Raw genomic sequence first — 16887 nt, 5'->3', positions numbered from 1 at the left:
CGCGGGCTCCTGCGCGAGGGGCCGTTCGGCACGCCGGGGCCAGGGCTCGGCGGGCGGCGAGGGACGGCGCCGGTCCGGGACGTCCCCGCCACCCCGGCCGTCGCGGAGATCCCGGGAGTCGCGGAGATCCGGGGCGTCGCGCAGATCCCGGGCGTCGCGGAACTCTCGCACGTCCTCGCGGGAGCGTCCGGTGCGTGCGTCGTCGACCACGTCGGACACCCCCTCTCCTTCGGACGACCCGGGACCGTACGTGCTGGTGCGTGAGGCGGGGATGTGCGGTGCCCCGTCTCGGGAGCACCGGGTCCACCGCCGGCACGCGGGATCTCGGCGGCGAGATCCCGGGGAGAATACTGCCCGTCACGGCCCGGCTGGGGGTACCCCTACTGGTAGGAGACGAACACCGGTCGTGCGGGTCCGACGGCGAGCGTCTCGACCGGTGCGAACAGGGGCCGGTCCTCGTCGTAGAAGTTCTTCCAGCCCCAGGTGACGCCAGGCGGGGCCCCCTGGTGCAGACGTTCCCAGGTGTTCATCTTCTCCGCGCGCGTGCCGAAACCGTCGGCATGGAGCAGGACGGACAATTCGTCACGTTCCGTGATCAGTTGCTCCCGGTCCCGGATCATCTGCGGCTGGAACTGGTGCAGCATCAGCAGCTTCTGCGGCAGTCGCGCCTCTCGGGTCAGGTCCGCGAGCCAGCTCGACACGTCGTTGACCTCGGCCGCGTCGACCGAGCCCACCTGCACACGGTGCTTCTGCCCCGGCCGCAGCCGCCATTCGGGGTCGAGCGCGAGTCCGACGTTCGGTCGCCGGAGCAGGTCCGTGTAGCGGCGGGCCTGGGTCAGGAAGTCGCTGCGGCCCGGCTGCAGGTCGAGCACGACGTACATGCCTGCCGCCGCGGCGGCGTCGACCCACGGGACCAGGTCCTCGGGCGCCGACCCTGCCGAGTAGTCGCCGTCGGCCCCGGGGGCCGAGCTCGCGACGGTCGCGATGATCTCGAAGGCCGGCACCACCGGTTCGGCGGTGTGCGGCGCGTACTGCGCGGCGAGGCGGCGGGCGCGCTCGACCGCGCCGTCGACTCCCTGCTCACCCAGCACGCCCAGCGCAGGGGCGCCCGGATGGCCGTAGAGGGCGACCATGGTGCGGCCCGGGAACAGGACGTGGCCCCCGCCGGGGAGCTCCGGCACGGGCGCTGGTGCGGGGGTGGTGGTCGTTCGCGGGACCGCTGGTGCCGCGGTGGACGGCGGTGCGGCCGCGTCGAGCGGTGCGGCGGCGCTGCCCGCGCACCCGGCGAGCGCGAGCAGGCCGGCGAGGAGGGGGAGCAGGAACCGGCCCCGCTGCGTCACAGCCATCGTCGGGCACGCTAGGTGACTCCCGATCGGGCTGCCCCACGACACGCGGTGCAGGCCGGGGGAGCAACCGCTCGGCTCAGCGGTCACGAGCGCGGACCACGACGGCCCGCACGGGCCCGTCGAGCGCGAAGGCCCGTCCGGAGGGAGCGGACGGCGAGGCCCCGGACGGGCCGTCAGCGGATGCGGGCGAGCGGGCCCGTCGGTCCCTCCTCGCGCGGCGGGCGCCCGCGCAGGATCCGCTTGAGCGCCGCGGTGTGCCGGCGGCTCACCGGCAGCTCCGGCGCGCCCGGCCCGTGCCCGATCCGCACGACGTAGCCGGAGCCCGACAGCCGCAGCTCGGTGATCAGCGGCAGCGACACGAGGTAGGCGCGGTGGATCCGGACGAACCCCGCCTCCCGCCAGCGCTCCTCGAGCACCGACAGCGGGATCCGGACGAGGTGGCCGCCCTCCGTGGTGTGCAGTCGCGCGTAGTCGCCCTGGGCCTCGACGAACCGCACGGTGGAGCGGGGGACGAGCTTGGTGGTGCCGGCCAGCTCGACCGGGATCACCTCGTCCTCCGGGGGCTCCGGCCGCGCCGGCTGGCCCGGTGGCGCCGGGTGCTGCTGCTGCGGTGCCGGGCGCCGGCTCCGCGCCCGGGTGGCGATCGTGCGGTCCAACGACCCGGCGAGCCGCTCGGAGCGCAGCGGCTTGAGCAGGTAGTCGACGGCGCCGATCTCGTAGGCGTCGACGGCGCGGTCGTCGTGGGCGGTCACGAACACGACCGGCGGCGGCGAGGCCATGGCCGACAGGACACGGGCGAGTTCCAGCCCGTCCAGGCCGGGCATGCGGATGTCCAGGAACACGACGTCCACGCCGGACTCGCCCGGGACGCTGCCGGGCCTGCTGCCCAGGATGCGGAGGGCCTCGGTCGCGTCGGGCGCCGTGAGCACGGTCCCGACGCGGTGGTCCTCGTTCAGCAGGTGGGCCAGTTCCTGGAGCGCCGGTTCCTCGTCGTCGACGGCCAGGACCGTCAGGCCGTCCGAGACCTGCGTGCTCACGAGCGCCTCCTCATGCCTGTCGGGGAGCGGGCCGGGGGAGCGGGCACCGCCACCTGTCGTGCCCCGACACCTGTGGGTGACTGCCGGGGCAACGCTAGCGAAGGGGTGCGGCCCGCTCGACGACCGGTCGACGGCTGTTCCTCCCACAGAGGCGAACGGCCTGTGCGGGGCCGCGGCACCGGCGTGTCCCGCGTGTCCAGTCCTCGGGCGACCGTCGGGGAACACCGGACGACCGCTCACCGTTCCGGTCCCCCTGGGCGCCGGGCCTCGCGCGCCGGAACCACCGCGTCCGAACCACCCGGGGCGGTGCCGCCGTAGGACCGCCCGCGCGACGCCGACGGCGCGGGGCGGGCAGCCGGCGAACCGCTGCGCCCCGGAGGGGGCTGTCGTCACGCTTCGTGAGCGCCGTTCCGGGCGCCCTGCCCCGAGACGTGCGGAGGCGCGGAATGGTTCCCGCCCGGTCCGGGATGTGACGTTGACCCGGCGTGACGGTAACCCGGTTGCCGCAGTAGCGGCGGCGAGGGCACTCTGGACTCCGTGATCGTGACTCGGGAGGTGGGAGCGGTGCCGCACGTGCCGCGTTCACCGCGTTGTCACGGTCGCCACGCGCGCGGCTGGTGTCGCGGTCACTGACCGTTCCCCGACCGTCGCCCGTCCCGGAGTCCCGATGCGCCGCCCCCCGTGCCCGTCCCGGTGCCTGATCCGTTCCCGAGCGGTCGTCACCCCGTCGATCGTCCGCGGACCGGGAGCGCCATGTGTCGGGCCGGCGTCCGGCCGCACCCCACGCCCCGGGCCGCCGTTCACGTTCGTCCGTAGGAGTACGACATGACCGCCCCGATCCACGACCCGGAGGCCGCCCCGGCGGCGCGGGCCGAGCAGGCCGCGAGCCTCGACCCGCCGACCGTCCGGCTGCCCAGGCCGGCCCGGGAGGATCGCCGCACCGAGATCGTCGACCGGCTGCTCGACGCGCTGGAGGACCTCGTCGTCCGGCACCGCGCCCTGGCGGGCGATCCCGAGCAGGTCGACCTGCACGCGGAGCTCATCGCCGCCGAGGTCGCCCACGAGCTGTCGGTGACCCGCTCGGCCCTGCGCCGGGCCCCGCACCTGCGCAGCACCGGCTGAGCGCGCCCGAAGACCCGACCGCCCGCCCCGACGGCCCGCGACGCGCCCCGCGTCCCGGGCCGTCGGCGTTCTCCGGCCCCGTCGCGCGGGGGAGGACGGATCCTGCCCCGTCGGACGGGCTGCGCGACGGGTTGGCCGGCTGCACTATGGCACCGAGTGCCGAAATAGTAGGCTGCGCGCAGACACACCGATCCGAGCTGCGAAGGGGCAGGCGCGATGGCCAGCACCAAGAATTGGTTCGAGACGATCGCCGAGGCACAGCGGAGGGCGAAGAAGCGCCTGCCCCGCTCCGTGTACCTGGCGCTGGTCGCGGGCACCGAGAAGGGCGTCACGATCTCCGACAACGTGGAGGCGTTCAGCGAGCTGGGCTTCCGCCCGCGCATCGCCGACCTGCCGCCGCAGCGGAACCAGGCGACCACGGTGATGGGTCAGGACATCTCGTTCCCGGTGATCATCTCGCCGACGGGTGTGCAGGCCGTCTACCCGGAGGGCGAGGTCGCCGTGGCGCGCGCCGCCACCGGGGCAGGCACCGCCATGGGCCTGAGCTCCTTCGCGAGCCGGTCCATCGAGGACGTCGCGGCCGTGAACGACAAGACCTTCTTCCAGATGTACTGGGTCGGCACCCGCGACCAGCTCCTGGCCCGCGCCGAGCGCGCGAAGAAGGCCGGGGCCAAGGGCCTGATCATGACCCTGGACTGGTCGTTCGACTCCGCCCGGGACTGGGACGCCCCGATGATCCCGGAGAAGGTGGACCTCAAGGCCGCGATGCAGTTCGCGCCCGAGGTCCTGCGCAAGCCGCGCTGGCTGTGGGACTTCGCGAAGTCCGGCAAGCTGCCCGACCTCACCACCCCCAACCTCGCGATCGACGGCGAGGCGCCGCCGACCTTCTTCGGTGCCTACGGCCAGTGGATGAGCACCCCGCCGGTGACCTGGGAGGACGTGGCCTGGCTGCGCCAGCAGTGGGACGGCCCGTTCGCGGTCAAGGGCATCATGCACCCGGACGACGCGCGCAAGGCCGTCGATGCCGGCTGCACCGCCATCTCGGTGTCCAACCACGGCGGCAACAACCTCGACGGCACGCCGGCCTCGATCCGCGCGCTGCCGGCGGTCGTCGACGCGGTGGGCGACCAGATCGAGGTCCTGCAGGACGGCGGCATCCGCCGCGGGTCGGACGTGGTGAAGGCCCTCGCGCTGGGCGCCAGGGCGGTGCTGATCGGCCGCGCCTACCTCTGGGGCATGGCGGCCGCGGGCCAGCACGGCGTGACCAACGTGCTCGAGGTGCTGCGCCAGGGCATCGACTCGACGCTGCTCGGCCTGGGCAAGGCCGGCATCCACGAGCTGTCCCGGGACGATCTGATCATCCCGGAGGACTTCGCCCTCAGGGCGAAGTGACCCGTCCGTCGCGTGCCCGTGGCTCCGTGGCGCACCCGGGCCCGGCCGGAGGTGCGTCACGGAGCAGGGCGGACTCGACGGGCCCGGGCCGGGTGCGAACGGGAGGTCCACCGGCCGCACGGCGCGGGTCACCGGTACAGGTCCGCGTGGGCCGCGCGCAGCGTGTACGTGAGCACCTTGCCGCCGACGGGGAGCAGCGCCTCGACCGAGTTCTCGCAGATCAGCAGCACCCGATCACCCGGGACGAGCCCGGCGGCGGCCAACGCCCGGGCGGTCCGGTCGGCCGTGTCGTCCGCCTCCCGGTAGGTGACCTCGGCGAACGGCTCCGCGCCGCAGGCCCCGTCGACGGCCCTGATCGCCGTCACGATCGCACGAATGCAGTCATCCTCGGTTCACTCGGCCGCGCCGGAATCCGGCTCCGGTGCGGGCTCGACGCCGAGGCAGGCGTGCGCCATCCCGTCGAGCAGGTCGGCCTGCCGCTCGTCGGCCAGCCCGCTGCGGAAGAACAGCGTCGACTGGATCGCGCCGATGGCGGCGTGCACGGCCAGTCGGAGTTCCCCGTCGGCCAGGTCGCGGCGCAGCGGGGCCAGCACGTGCACCCAGTCCTCGAGGTAGTGCCGCTGCAGCCTGCGGAGCCGCCGCCGGTCGTCCTCGGGCAGCGTATGGACCTCGCGGTGGTAGACGGCGAGCACGCTGCGATCCTCGATCGCGACCCGGATGTGGTCCCTGATCAGCGCGGACAGGTGACTGCGCTCGTCCCCGGGCCCGGTCAGCGCCGCCGCGGCGCCCTCCTGCAGCCGCCCCATGACCCGGTCGAGGAGGGCGACGAGGATCGCGGTCTTGCTGTCGAAGTGCCGGTAGACGCCCGAGCCGACGATCCCCGCCTCGGCGCCGATGTCCGCCATCCCGACGGTGTGGAAGCCGCGCCGGGAGGCCAGTTCGGCGGCGGCGGCGAGGATCCGCTCACGGCGCTCCGGGTCCCGCCGGCTGCGCCGGCCGGCCGTGCCCGACGCGGCGACGGTGGTGGGGACGGTCGACATCCGGCCATCATGGCAGCCGGGCGGTAGGGTTCGCCACGAGTGAACCCGAGATCACATTTCGGTGGCCGGCAGGGGCGCCGCCTCACGCGGAGGCGTGCGACCCTGCGGAGGGGATCCGGGTGCCGGTCCACCGGTCGGAGGAGGACGCGCGGGACGGACCCGCGGCGTTGCGCGACGAGCGGAACCCGGTGTGGAAGGGGAGGTAGCGATGCCCGTCTCGATGGCCGCGCTGGCCGACGACCTCGCGGCCGAGTCCGCGGAGCTGCGCGCGATCCTGGCGCCGCTGGACCACCACGGCTGGGCCCGCGACACCCCGGCCGAGGGGTGGACGATCGCCGACCAGGTGTCCCACCTGGCCTACTTCGACGACGTCGCCCTGCAGTCCGCGACCGATCCCGATGCCTTCCACGCCGAGCTGGAGCGCATCGGGGCCGAGGGTGGCGTGAACCCCGACGCGGTGGTCGCCCGGTTCCGCGACCTGTCCGGCCGCGAGGTGCTGCGCTGGTTCGACCTCTCGCGGGAGCGGCTGATCGACACCTTCCGCGGGCTCGACCCCGGGCTGCGGGTGCCGTGGTTCGGCCCGCCGATGAGCGCGGCGTCGTCGCTCACCGCGCGGATCATGGAGACCTGGGCCCACGGGCAGGACGTCGCCGACGCGCTCGGGGTGCTCCGCGAGCCCAGCGCCCGGCTGCGGCACGTGGCCCACATCGGCGTCGGGGCCAGGGCGTTCAGCTACGCGCTGCACGGTCGCGAGCTCCCGGCCGCGCCGGTCCGGGTGGAGCTCGACGCACCCGACGGCTCGCTGTGGACCTGGGGGCCGGCGGACGCGGCGGACCGGATCACCGGGACCGCCCTGGACTTCGCGCTGCTCATCACCCAGCGGCGGCACCGGGACGATCTCGCGCTCGTCGTCACCGGACCCGCGGCGCGGGAGTGGGTGGAGATCGGGCAGGCGTTCGCCGGTGAGCCCGGGACGGGCCGGGAGCCGGGGCTGTTCGTGGGGGGTGTCAGGGGCAGGCCGGCAGCGCCTCGCCGGTCTGGTCGGTGACCGCGTCCGGCGCGGTGACCTCCAGGATCGTGCGCACCACCAGCGCCGGGTCGTCGTACATCGGCACGTGCCCGACGCCGGGCAGCCGGACCCGCTCGGCCGCGGGGAACAGGGTGCGGAAGCGTTCGGCGTAGCGCGGGGCGGGCATCAGCCGGTCGTGCGCGGCCCAGGCGATCCGGACCGGGACCTCGGGGGCGGGCACGGTGAAGTCGTAGCCGAGGGCCGAGCGCAGCAGCGGGCGCAGGAAGCGGCAGCGGGCGTTGTCCCGCAGGAAGCCCGCGGCCTCCGCCGGGTCCAGCCGGTCGCCGTGCTCCACCCCGAGCCGCAGCAGGGCGCGGCGCGCGGGGGCGAGCCGGACCGCCCGGTCGAGGTACCGCTCCGTGCGGCGGGCGAGGTCGTGTGCCGGCACCAGCAGCCGCCAGACCCGGTGGACCTCCTCGCCGTCCGGCAGCCACCCGCCGGCGGGGGAGAGCGCCACCACGGACAATGCCCGCCCGCGCGCGGCGAGCTCGAGGGCCAGCCAGCCGCCGAGCGAGTTCCCCACCAGGTGCGCCCGGCCGATCCCGGCCGCGTCGAGCGCCGCCTCGACGCCGTCGACCAGCGCGGGCACGGTCGGGTGCACCCGCACCGGGAAACCCTCGCCGCCGACGTGGCCGCGCAGCGCGACGGTCCGGACCTCGTGCCGGGTCCGCAGGCCGGGCAGCACGCGGTCCCAGGCATGCACGCTGCCGCCGAGCCCGTGCAGGCACACGAGGGGCTCGCGATCGGTCTCGCGGGCGTGCGGGTCGACCATCCGGGCTCCTCCGTCGTCAGGTGACGACAGGGGAATCGTCCGGGCGGCCGGGAACGTCACGCCCCGGGGGAAACCTCCGCCGTCCGGGCGGGCGGGACCACCCGGTCGAGCCATCCCACCAGGTCGGCGACGACCTCGTCCCGGTTCGTCTCGTTGAACACCTCGTGCCGGGCGCCCGGCCAGATCCGCACCGTCACGTCCTCGACGCCGGCCGCCGCGAGCCGGTCCGTCAGGGGGTGCAGCAGCGCGAGCCCCCCGTTGACGGGGTCGGCGTCGCCGACCGTGACCAGGACCGGCAGGTCGGGCCGGATGCGCGCGACGCGGTCGGGGTCGGCCAGCGCCCGGCCGCCGGCGAACATCGCCTTCGACCCCGGCACGTCGAGCCCGAACCCGCACGCGGGGTCGGCGACGTACTCGTCGACCTCCGCCTCGTCCCGCGAGAGCCACTCGTAGCCGGTGCGCTGCTCGAAGGGCGCGTTGAACGCGGAGAGGTCGATCGGGCCGTCGAGGTCGAGGTTCGGCTCCAGCAGGTCGATCACGGCGGTGCCCGAGAGCACCAGCCCGTCGATCTCGCCGCTGTGGTCGAGCACCCACTGCTGCGCGGCGAACGAGCCCATGCTGTGCCCGAGCAGGACGACCGGACGGCCCGGGAACGCGGCCTTCCCGGCGTCGAGCAGGATCCCGATGTCGTCGACCAGCCCGGTCCAGCCGGCTGCGCCGAGGACGCCGTGCCGCTCCGGGGTCCCGGCGGTGGCGCCGTGCCCGCGATGGTCCTGGCCCTGCACCACGAAGCCGCGGCCGACCAGTGCCGCGGCCAGCCGGTCGTAACGGCGCAGGTGCTCGCCCATGCCGTGAGTGAGCTGCACGATCCCGCGCGGGGTGCCGGCGGGCTCCCACCGGTAGGAGGTGACCTCCGTGCCGTCGCGGCCGGTGATCGTGAACGTGGTCGGTGCTGGGGTCGGCTCGGTCACGGGACCTCCTCGTCGCGGTCGGGCGTGATCGTCGTCGGCGGCCCGGGAGGAGGTCAAGTGATCGGTCGGGGAAGGGGTCACGACGCCCCGCGGTTCCACGCCCCCAGCACGAGCAGGGTCTTGGTGCCGGTGACCGTGCCGGCGGTGCGCAGGGTGTCGATGACCTCCTGCAGGTGCGCGACGTCCCGGACCCGGACCCGGACCAGCGCGTCCGGGTCCCCGGCGATGGTGAACACGGACTGCACCTCGGGCACCGTGGTCGCGGTGGCCACGATGTCGGCGACGCGGGTGGTGCCGGTGTACCGCACCTCCGTGAACGCCTCGACGCCCCAGCCGAGTTTCGCGTGGTCGATCTGGGCGGTGAAGCCGGTGATCACCCCGACCTCCTGCAGCCGGTCGACGCGCCGCTTCACCGCGGCCACCGAGAGGCCGACGATCCCGGCCATGTCCGAGTAGGTGCGCCGGCCGTCCTCCTGCAGCAGGGCGAGCAGGCGGTGGTCGACGGCGTCGATCTCGGTCACGAGCGCTCCTCACGCAAACTCTTCCGGTCGTACCGACCATAGCGAGAGATTCTTTGCGTGTTTCGCCCGAGACCTGGCTCCTCGCTTGCGTGGCCTCCGGCGGTCCGGTGTGCTCGACGACACGTGCGCCGGGAACCGGTGCTCCGGGAGCGACGGGAGCCGATCATGGGCGTCGACACCACCGTGACCCTCGACGACCGCTACGCCGGCGACCGCGGACGGGTCCTGCTGACCGGGATCCAGGCGCTGGTCCGGCTGACCCTGGAGCAGCGCCGCCTCGACACCGACCGGGGACTGGACACGCGGGTGTTCGTGTCCGGCTACCAGGGTTCGCCGCTCGGCGGGCTGGACTCGGAGATGCTGCGCTCGCGGCGCTTCCTCGACCCGGCGGGCGTGGTGTTCCAGCCGGGTGTCAACGAGGAGCTGGCCGCCACCGCGGTCGCCGGCACCCAGCTGCTCGGGCAGCTCCCCGGCCGGCGGCACGAGGGCGTCGTCGGCTTCTGGTACGGCAAGAACCCCGGCCTCGACCGGGCCGCCGACGCCATCCGGCACGGCACCCTCGCCGGCACGGCCACGTTCGGCGGCGCGGTCGCCCTGATCGGCGACGACCCGGCGTCGAAGTCCTCGACCGTGCCCAGCTCGTGCGAGCCGATGGCGCAGAGCCTCGCGCTGCCGCTGCTGGCGCCGGGCACGGTGGCCGAGATCGTCGAGCTCGGGCTGCACGCGGTGGCGCTGTCCCGGGCGAGCGGGCTGTGGACGGGAGTCAAGATCGTCGCCGACGTCGCGGACGCCTCGGCGACCGTCGACGTCGAGGGCCTGCGCGTCGGGATCCCGGTGCCGCCCGCGCGACCGAGCCCCACGGCGGGTCCGCTCGTGGGCCCGGCCGCGCTCGACGCCGAGCACGACCTGCTCACCCGCCGCCTCGACCTGGCCCGAGCGTACGCCCGCGAGACCGGTCTGAACCGGGTCACCTTCTCCTCGCGGCAGGCCCGGCTCGGGATCCTCGCCGGCGGCACCGGCTACGCGGTGGTGCAGCGCGCGCTCGAGGACCTCGGGCTCGACGAGGCCGCGCTCGACGACCTCGGTGTGCGGCTGATCCGGCTCGCGATGCCCTACCCGACCGACCCCGCCGAGCTCGCCGCGCACACCCGGGGGCTCGAGGAGGTGCTCGTCGTCGAGGACAAGGTGCCGTTCCTGGAGGGGCACCTCAAGGAGGCCCTCTACCGGGTGCCGGAGGCGCCGCTCGTGGTCGGGCGGCGCGACGAGCGCGACCGTCCGCTGCTCACCGCGCGCGGACAGCTGGGCGCCGACGACGTGGCGCGCGCGATCGCGACCCGGATCGGGCCGGACCGGCTGCCCCGGACCGCGGCGGTGCACCTGACCGCGACCGAGCCGAGGGCACCGTCGCGGATCGGGCTGCCCCTGGCCGACACCGCGCGGACCCCCTACTTCTGCTCCGGCTGCCCGCACAACACCTCGACACGCGCGTCCGACGACACGCTGGTCGGCGTGGGCATCGGCTGCCACGCCATGATCGCGATCAACGGCGCGGGCCGCGGACACCAGGTCGGGTTGACCCAGATGGGCGGCGAGGGCGCGCAGTGGCTCGGCCTGGCCCCGTTCACCGACGACCGGCACTTCGTGCAGAACCTCGGCGACGGAACCTTCCACCACTCGGGCTCGCTGGCCGTGCGGGCGGCCGTGGCCGGCGGCGCGAGCATGACGTTCAAGCTGCTCTACAACGACGCCGTGGCGATGACCGGCGGCCAGCAGGCGGTCGGGCGGCTGTCGGTCCCGGAGATCACCACGTTGCTGGCCACCGAGGGTGTGCGCCGGGTCGTGATCACCACGGACGACCCGGGCAGCTATCGCGGCGTCGCGCTCGACCCGATCGCCTCGGTGCGCCACCGCGACGACTTCGCCGCGGCCGAGGCCGAGCTCGCGGCCCTCGACGGCGTGACCGTGCTGATCCACGACGACCGGTGCGCGGCGGAGGAACGCCGGCTGCGCAAGCGCGGGAAGCTCCCGACCCCGGCCGAGAAGGTCGTCGTGAACGAGCGGGTGTGCGAGGGTTGTGGCGACTGCGGGGACGAGTCGACCTGCCTGTCGGTGCAGCCGGTGGAGACGGAGTTCGGCCGCAAGACCCGCATCCACCAACCCTCGTGCAACTCGGACCTGTCGTGCCTGAAGGGCGACTGCCCGTCGTTCCTGCTGGTGGAGCCGGGTGTCCGCCCGCGGCGGGAGGTCCCGCCGCTGCCGGTGGCGCTCGTCGAGCCCGAGCCGCGGTTCGACGGCAGCGAGACGGTGATCCGGATGCCCGGCATCGGCGGGACCGGCGTGGTCACGGTGTCGCAGATCCTGCAGATGGCCGCGTACCTCGACGGCCGGTTCGCCGCGGGGCTGGAGCAGGTCGGTCTCGCGCAGAAGGGCGGCCCGGTCGTCTCCGACGTCCGGATCGCCAAGCAGCCGGTCCGGGGCTCGGTGCGGGCCTCCCGCGGCACCGCGGACGTGCTGATCGGTTTCGACCTGCTCGGTACGGCCGAGGCGGCCAATCTCGCCGTCGCGCGGCCGGGACACACCGTGGCCGTGGTCAACAGCGCCATCGTGCCGACCGCGGCCATGACGGTCGGGCGCGTCGTCCTGCCCGGCTCGGCCGACGACGCGCTGGAGCGGATCGCCGCCGCGACCGGCCCGGAGAACGTCCACATCGACGCACAGGGACTCGCCGAAGCGCTCTTCGCCGACCACATGCCCACGAACGTGCTGCTGCTCGGCGCCGCCTACCAGCACGGCTGCCTCCCGGTGAGTGCCGAGGCGATCGAGCAGGCGATCCGGCTCAACGGGGCCGCGGTCGGGACGACCCTCGCCGCGTTCCGCTGGGGGCGGGCCGCGGTGCTCGACCACGAGGCCGTGGTGGCCGCGGCGCTTCCCCCGGTCCGGGCGACGGTGGAGGTCTCCACCCGCTCCCGGGAGATCGCCGGTCCGATCGCGGAGGGGCTCGCCGAGGTCGTCGCGCTCCGGGTCGAGGACCTCACCGGCTTCCAGGACGAGGCCCTCGCCGCCCGCTACGCCGAGGAGGTCCGCCGGGTTGCGGCGATCGCCGCGGAGAAGGCCGGCGCGCCCGGCGAGCGGGTCGCCCTCGCCTACGCCCGTGGGCTGCACACGTTCCTGGCCTACAAGGACGAGTACGAGGTCGCGCGGCTGCACCTCGATCCCGTCGAGCAGGCGCGTCGCGCCGCGGAGTTCGGGCCGGACGCCGCGGTGTCGGTCCTGCTGCACCCACCGGTGCTCCGGGCGCTGGGGATGAAGAACAAGATCCGGCTCTCCGGGCGGACCGCCGAGCTCGCCTTCCGCGGCCTGCGCGCCGCGAAGAGTCTGCGCGGCACCCCGCTCGACGTCTTCGGGTGGGCGGGCGTCCGGCGCACCGAGCGGGCTCTGGTCGGCGAGTACCAGGCGCTGGTGCGGTCGGCACTGGAGGCGCTGACGCCGGAGACCGTGGACCGGGTGGTGGGGATCGCGGAGCTGGCGGACGAGGTCCGTGGCTACGAGGAGATCAAGCTCGCCGCCGTCGGGCGGTTCCGGAGCGAGGCGGCGCAGGCCCTGGCCGCCCTCCTCCGCGGTCAGCGGCACTAGCCGGAGCGGCTCCTGCTGTTCACGGGGAGGTGGCCGCGCTCGACCTGCGCCGCCTCGCCCGGCAACCGCCGGATCCTCGGGGCATCCTCGACGCGGGCCACGGCCTGCTGACCCAGATCCGCATCGGGAGGAACCTGGCATGAGCTCCGACACCGTCGTCGGGACGGAGGGCCGGCTGGTCCGCTCCGGCGTTCGCCGGGCCGGCCGCCGGCTCATCCCCCTGCTGATCCTGCTGTACTTCGTCAACTACCTGGACCGGGTGAACATCGGCTTCGCCGGGCCGAACGGGATGAACGAGGAGCTGGGCCTGTCGGCCACGCTGTTCGGCGTCGCGGCCGGGGTGTTCTTCATCGGCTACCTCCTGCTCGAGGTGCCCAGCAACCTCATGCTGCACCGCTTCGGCGCCCGCCGGTGGATCGCCCGCATCCTGGTGACCTGGGGGATCGTCGCCACGGTCATGGCCTTCACGCCGAACGCCACGGTGCTGATCGTGCTGCGCTTCCTGCTCGGCGTGGCCGAGGCCGGCTTCTTCCCGGGGATCATCCTCTACCTCACCTACTGGTTCCCGGCGGCGCAGCGGGCCCGCATGACGGCGTGGTTCATGACCGCGATCCCGATCTCCACGGCGCTCGGCGCCATCGTCTCGTCGCTGATCATCGAGCACGGCGACGGACTGTTCGGGCTCTCCGGCTGGCGGGTGATGTTCCTGCTGGAGGGCATTCCGGCGGTGCTGCTCGCCTTCGTCGTGTGGTTCTTCCTCACCGACCGGCCCTCGGCGGCGTCGTGGATGCCGCAGCCGGAGCGGGTCGCCCTGGAGCGCGCGCTCGCCGCGGAGGGCCGGGAGGTCTCCGAGGCCGGCCCGGGGTCCGTGCTCGGGGCGCTGCGCAGCCCGCGGGTGCTCGCGCTGTCCTGGGTGTACTTCGGGGTGGTGTACGGCCTCTACGCGCTCGGCTTCTTCCTGCCGACGATCGTGAAGGGCTTCGCCGCGCAGTACGGCACCCGGTTCACCACGGTGCAGCAGGGGCTGATCACCGCGATCCCGTACGTCGTCGGGTTGGTCGCCATGATCGTCTGGACGCGGCGCTCGGCGAACCCCACGGTGCGCGTGGCCGTGCCGGCCCTGGTCGGCGGGCTGGCGATCCCGGTGGCGCTGTACCTGGCGAACCCCTGGCTGGCGATCGTCGCCGTGACGATCTGCGCCTGCGGCGTGCTGGCCGCGCTGCCCGGCTTCTGGTCGCTGCCCACGGCGTACCTGACCGGCGCCGCCGCCGCGGCGGGCATCGCGCTGATCAACTCGCTGGGGAACCTGTCCGGGTTCGTGGCCCCGTACGTCACCGGTGCGCTGTCCGACGCCACCGGCAGCAACCGCCTCGGGCTCTGGGTGGTCGGGGCGTGCATGGTCTCGGCGGCCGTGGTGACCTGGCTGTTGCGCCGCACCCGACGCCGTCCCGCGGCGACGAGGGCCGACTGAACCACTACGGGTGGCGGCGCGCGACCACGGCGCGGGCCGCCTCCACGATCCGCTCCAGGCCCTTCCCGTGGGCGCCGTGCCAGTACACCCGCCCGCAGGAGCGGCAGCGCGCGAACTCGGCGTAGCTGCGTCGGGTCCCGGCCTCGAGCTCGCCGGCCACCTCGTCGGCGGCGACGGGTGCGAGCTCGCCGTTGCAGGCCGTGCACCGGGTGCAGGGGGCGAGCCGCGGGGCGAAGCGGTCGAGGACGTCCGCGAGCTGGTCGTCCGGGCGGTCGCCCCGCACGTGCGCCCCGGCCCAGAGCGCGCGGCGCATGAGCAGGCCGCGGTCCTGGGTGAGCAGGATCCGGTGCCGGGCGGCGCCCTCCCGGACCAGCTCGGCATCGGCGGCGTCGTTGCGGTAGGCGGCGTCGATCCCGAGCACCCGCAGCCGGCGGGCCAGGGTCCCGAGGCCGACATCGAGCAGGAAGCCGGTCGCGCCCGGCACCTCCTGCGGCCGGTCCACCGGCAGGATCGCGAGCGCGGCCCCGGGCGCCGGGCGGTCCTGCGGCGCGGCCGGGCGGCCGTCGAGCCGCAGCGCGCCGACCTCGGTGAGCGGGACGCCGAGGCTCTGCACCACGTGGCCGAGGGTCGCGTCGCCGTCCCACGCCACGGTGGTGCGCCCGCGGCGGTGCGCGCGCGGGAGCAGGAACCACAGCGCCGGGTCGGGGTGCACGACCAGCGCACCCGGTGTGCGGTGCCCCGGGGACATCACGGCGACGCTACCGGCGGCCGGTGGAGCCGTGCTGCGCCGTCCGGGGCACGAGCCGCTCATCACGTGGCACACCGGCCCCCCGGAACGGCACGATGCGGGACGTGATGGACCGCCCGTACGTGATCGCCTCCGCGGCGGTGTCCCTCGACGGCTACATCGACGACGTCGCCGAGGCGCGGCTGATCCTGTCCGACGAGGAGGACCTGGACCGGGTCGACGAGGTGCGGGCCTGGGCCGACGCCGTGCTCGTCGGGGCCAACACCATCCGCACCGACGACCCGCGGCTGCTCGTGCGGTCCGCCGAGCGCCGCCGGGCGCGCGTCGAGGAGGGTCGGCCCGGATCGCCCGCGAAGGTCACCCTGACCCGGTGCGGCAAGGTCGACCCGGGCGCCCGGTTCTTCACCGCCGGCGACACGCAGCGCTTCGTCTACACCTGCGACTCGACCGTCGAGGAGGTGCACTCCAAGCTCGGCGGCGTCGCGACCGTCGTCGGGGCGGGGGACCCGCTGGAGCTGCCGCGGATGCTCGCCGACCTGCGCGACCGGGGCGTCGAGCGGCTGATGGTCGAGGGCGGCGGGGCGGTGCACACCCTCTTCCTGTCCGCGGGCGTGGTCGACGAGCTGCACGTCGTCTACGCGCCCTTCTTCGTCGGGCAGCGGGAGGCGCCGCGGTTCGTCAACCCCGCGGACTTCCCCCAGGGTCCGGGCTCGCGGATGACCCTGGCCTGCGCCCGGCAGATCGGCGATCTCGTGTTCCTTCGGTACCACCCCCGCCATGACTGAGCTCGCCCTGTGGCTCGACGCCCCCGGTCGTGTCTCGCGGCACGAGGTGGAGGTGCCCCCGCCCGGGCCGGACGAGGTGCTGGTCCGGACCCTGTACACGGGCGTGAGCCGGGGAACCGAGGCGCTGGTGTTCCGCGGCGGGGTGCCCGCGAGCCAGTACCGCGCGATGCGGGCACCGTTCCAGGAGGGCGACTTCCCGGCGCCAGTGAAGTACGGCTACCTCAACGTCGGTGTGGTCGAGCAGGGCCCGTCCGCGCTCGCCGGGCGCACGGTGTTCTGCCTGTACCCGCACCAGACCCGCTACGTCGTGCCCGCCTCGGCGGTGACCCCGGTCCCCGACGGCACGCCGCCGGCCCGGGCGGTCCTCGGCGGGACCGTGGAGACGGCGGTCAACGCGTTGTGGGACGCCGCCCCGCTGGTCGGCGACCGGATCGCGGTGGTCGGGGGCGGGATGGTGGGGTGCTGCGTCGCCGCCCTGCTCGCGGGCTTCCCGGGGGTGCGGGTGCAGCTCGTCGATCCGCTGCCGGCCCGTGCCGCGGTCGCCGAGGCGCTCGGCGTCGCGTGGGTCCCGCCGGAGGAGGCGGCGACGGGTTGCGACCTCGTGGTGCACACCAGCGCCACCGAGGCGGGGCTCGCCCGGTCCCTGGAGCTGCTCGGGCCGGAGGGCGAGGTGGTCGAGATGTCCTGGTACGGCGACCGCCCGGTGCGGGTGCCGCTCGGCGAGGCCTTCCACCCCGGCCGGCTGACGATCCGCAGCAGCCAGGTCGGGATGGTGTCGGCCGCCCGGCGCTCCCGCCGGACCTTCGGCGACCGGATCGCCCTCGCGCTGCGCCTGCTGGCCGATCCGCGGTACGACGCCCTGGTCACGAGCGAGGGGTCCTTCGCCGGGCTGCCCGCGGACCTGCCGCGGATTCTCGGGGAGGGTGGTGAACCGTCCGGGCTCCTTCACCGTGTCACCTACTGACACCGAGGAGGAGCAC

15 protein-coding genes are annotated in these 16887 nt (G+C 74.7%); 7 read left to right on the top strand and 8 right to left on the bottom strand.

Annotation, left to right across the window (positions count from 1 at the left end; genetic code table 11):
• Window positions 1–380: 380 nt before the first annotated feature.
• Both ACL02T_RS07895 and ACL02T_RS07890 read right to left on the bottom strand, forming a co-directional pair.
• Entirely contained in the window at window positions 381–1346 is a 966-nt protein-coding gene (locus ACL02T_RS07895) for a hypothetical protein (protein ID WP_412829946.1), read from the bottom strand.
• A 173-nt stretch (window positions 1347–1519) separates the two neighbouring features.
• Window positions 1520–2383, bottom strand: coding sequence for a LytR/AlgR family response regulator transcription factor (locus ACL02T_RS07890; RefSeq protein WP_412829945.1), 864 nt, complete (start codon window positions 2381–2383; stop codon window positions 1520–1522).
• An 825-nt stretch (window positions 2384–3208) separates the two neighbouring features.
• Here ACL02T_RS07890 and ACL02T_RS07885 point away from each other — a divergent pair.
• Both ACL02T_RS07885 and mftD read left to right on the top strand, forming a co-directional pair.
• Window positions 3209–3505 (top strand): hypothetical protein, encoded by a 297-nt coding sequence (locus tag ACL02T_RS07885; RefSeq protein WP_412829944.1) that lies wholly within the window; start codon window positions 3209–3211, stop codon window positions 3503–3505.
• A gap of 216 nt (window positions 3506–3721) precedes the next feature.
• Window positions 3722–4897 carry a pre-mycofactocin synthase MftD gene (mftD, locus tag ACL02T_RS07880; RefSeq protein WP_412829943.1) on the top strand — a complete coding sequence of 392 codons (1176 nt, stop codon included), beginning with the start codon at window positions 3722–3724 and terminating at the stop codon, window positions 4895–4897.
• A 128-nt stretch (window positions 4898–5025) separates the two neighbouring features.
• Here the strand turns inward: mftD and ACL02T_RS07875 are convergent, their stop codons facing one another.
• Together ACL02T_RS07875 and ACL02T_RS07870 are read right to left on the bottom strand one after the other, a co-directional pair.
• Window positions 5026–5262 carry an AMP-binding protein gene (locus ACL02T_RS07875; protein WP_412829942.1) on the bottom strand — a complete coding sequence of 79 codons (237 nt, stop codon included), beginning with the start codon at window positions 5260–5262 and terminating at the stop codon, window positions 5026–5028.
• Between the two features lie 27 nt (window positions 5263–5289).
• Window positions 5290–5937 (bottom strand): TetR/AcrR family transcriptional regulator, encoded by a 648-nt coding sequence (locus ACL02T_RS07870; RefSeq protein ID WP_412829941.1) that lies wholly within the window; start codon window positions 5935–5937, stop codon window positions 5290–5292.
• 208 nt (window positions 5938–6145) lie between these two features.
• Between ACL02T_RS07870 and ACL02T_RS07865 the strand changes: the two genes are divergently transcribed.
• Window positions 6146–6985, top strand: a complete 840-nt coding sequence (locus ACL02T_RS07865) for a TIGR03084 family metal-binding protein (protein ID WP_412829940.1) — start codon at window positions 6146–6148, stop codon at window positions 6983–6985.
• On the opposite strand, the gene ACL02T_RS07860 is transcribed toward ACL02T_RS07865, so the two are convergent.
• The 3 genes from ACL02T_RS07860 to ACL02T_RS07850 form a co-directional block, all read right to left on the bottom strand.
• On the bottom strand, window positions 6945–7778 hold the full coding sequence (locus ACL02T_RS07860; RefSeq protein ID WP_412829939.1) for an alpha/beta fold hydrolase: 834 nt from the start codon (window positions 7776–7778) through the stop codon (window positions 6945–6947). The two genes, ACL02T_RS07865 and ACL02T_RS07860, sit on opposite strands and share 41 nt — an antisense overlap.
• A 56-nt stretch (window positions 7779–7834) precedes the next feature.
• Window positions 7835–8749 (bottom strand): alpha/beta fold hydrolase, encoded by a 915-nt coding sequence (locus ACL02T_RS07855; protein ID WP_412829938.1) that lies wholly within the window; start codon window positions 8747–8749, stop codon window positions 7835–7837.
• Between the two features lie 77 nt (window positions 8750–8826).
• Entirely contained in the window at window positions 8827–9270 is a 444-nt protein-coding gene (locus tag ACL02T_RS07850; protein WP_412829937.1) for an Lrp/AsnC family transcriptional regulator, read from the bottom strand.
• Window positions 9271–9435: 165 nt separating this feature from the next.
• Between ACL02T_RS07850 and ACL02T_RS07845 the strand changes: the two genes are divergently transcribed.
• The gene (locus ACL02T_RS07845) at window positions 9436–12903 is read left to right on the top strand and encodes an indolepyruvate ferredoxin oxidoreductase family protein (protein ID WP_412829936.1); all 3468 of its coding nucleotides are present in this window, start codon (window positions 9436–9438) and stop codon (window positions 12901–12903) included.
• Window positions 12904–13042: 139 nt separating this feature from the next.
• Window positions 13043–14374 (top strand): MFS transporter, encoded by a 1332-nt coding sequence (locus tag ACL02T_RS07840; RefSeq protein ID WP_412829935.1) that lies wholly within the window; start codon window positions 13043–13045, stop codon window positions 14372–14374.
• A gap of 4 nt (window positions 14375–14378) precedes the next feature.
• Here the strand turns inward: ACL02T_RS07840 and ACL02T_RS07835 are convergent, their stop codons facing one another.
• Window positions 14379–15122 carry a Mut7-C RNAse domain-containing protein gene (locus ACL02T_RS07835; protein WP_412829934.1) on the bottom strand — a complete coding sequence of 248 codons (744 nt, stop codon included), beginning with the start codon at window positions 15120–15122 and terminating at the stop codon, window positions 14379–14381.
• Between the two features lie 107 nt (window positions 15123–15229).
• On the opposite strand from ACL02T_RS07835, the gene ACL02T_RS07830 reads away from it, so the two are divergent.
• On the top strand, window positions 15230–15907 hold the full coding sequence (locus ACL02T_RS07830; RefSeq protein WP_412829974.1) for a RibD family protein: 678 nt from the start codon (window positions 15230–15232) through the stop codon (window positions 15905–15907).
• Complete coding sequence (locus ACL02T_RS07825) at window positions 15900–16871, top strand: zinc-dependent alcohol dehydrogenase (protein ID WP_412829933.1); 972 nt, start codon at window positions 15900–15902, stop codon at window positions 16869–16871. The genes ACL02T_RS07830 and ACL02T_RS07825 overlap by 8 nt, the downstream gene beginning before the upstream one ends.
• Window positions 16872–16887: the final 16 nt, after the last annotated feature.

The sequence above is a fragment of the Pseudonocardia oceanicola genome (assembly GCF_047200735.1).
Taxonomy (GTDB): domain Bacteria; phylum Actinomycetota; class Actinomycetes; order Mycobacteriales; family Pseudonocardiaceae; genus Pseudonocardia.
The sequence above is the reverse complement of the archived record's forward strand: the minus strand, read 5'-3'. Positions and strand labels throughout refer to the sequence as shown.

What these genes read in the sequence shown, in the direction of transcription:
- ACL02T_RS07895 (WP_412829946.1), bottom strand. Translation starts at nt 1,346, where the DNA reads ATGGCTGTGACGCAGCGGGGCCGGTTCCTGCTCCCCCTCCTCGCCGGC.
- ACL02T_RS07885 (WP_412829944.1), top strand. Translation starts at nt 3,209, where the DNA reads ATGACCGCCCCGATCCACGACCCGGAGGCCGCCCCGGCGGCGCGGGCC.
- mftD (WP_412829943.1), top strand. Translation starts at nt 3,722, where the DNA reads ATGGCCAGCACCAAGAATTGGTTCGAGACGATCGCCGAGGCACAGCGG.
- ACL02T_RS07870 (WP_412829941.1), bottom strand. Translation starts at nt 5,937, where the DNA reads ATGTCGACCGTCCCCACCACCGTCGCCGCGTCGGGCACGGCCGGCCGG.
- ACL02T_RS07865 (WP_412829940.1), top strand. Translation starts at nt 6,146, where the DNA reads ATGCCCGTCTCGATGGCCGCGCTGGCCGACGACCTCGCGGCCGAGTCC.
- ACL02T_RS07860 (WP_412829939.1), bottom strand. Translation starts at nt 7,778, where the DNA reads ATGGTCGACCCGCACGCCCGCGAGACCGATCGCGAGCCCCTCGTGTGC.
- ACL02T_RS07845 (WP_412829936.1), top strand. Translation starts at nt 9,436, where the DNA reads ATGGGCGTCGACACCACCGTGACCCTCGACGACCGCTACGCCGGCGAC.
- ACL02T_RS07840 (WP_412829935.1), top strand. Translation starts at nt 13,043, where the DNA reads ATGAGCTCCGACACCGTCGTCGGGACGGAGGGCCGGCTGGTCCGCTCC.
- ACL02T_RS07835 (WP_412829934.1), bottom strand. Translation starts at nt 15,122, where the DNA reads ATGTCCCCGGGGCACCGCACACCGGGTGCGCTGGTCGTGCACCCCGAC.
- ACL02T_RS07830 (WP_412829974.1), top strand. Translation starts at nt 15,230, where the DNA reads ATGGACCGCCCGTACGTGATCGCCTCCGCGGCGGTGTCCCTCGACGGC.
- ACL02T_RS07825 (WP_412829933.1), top strand. Translation starts at nt 15,900, where the DNA reads ATGACTGAGCTCGCCCTGTGGCTCGACGCCCCCGGTCGTGTCTCGCGG.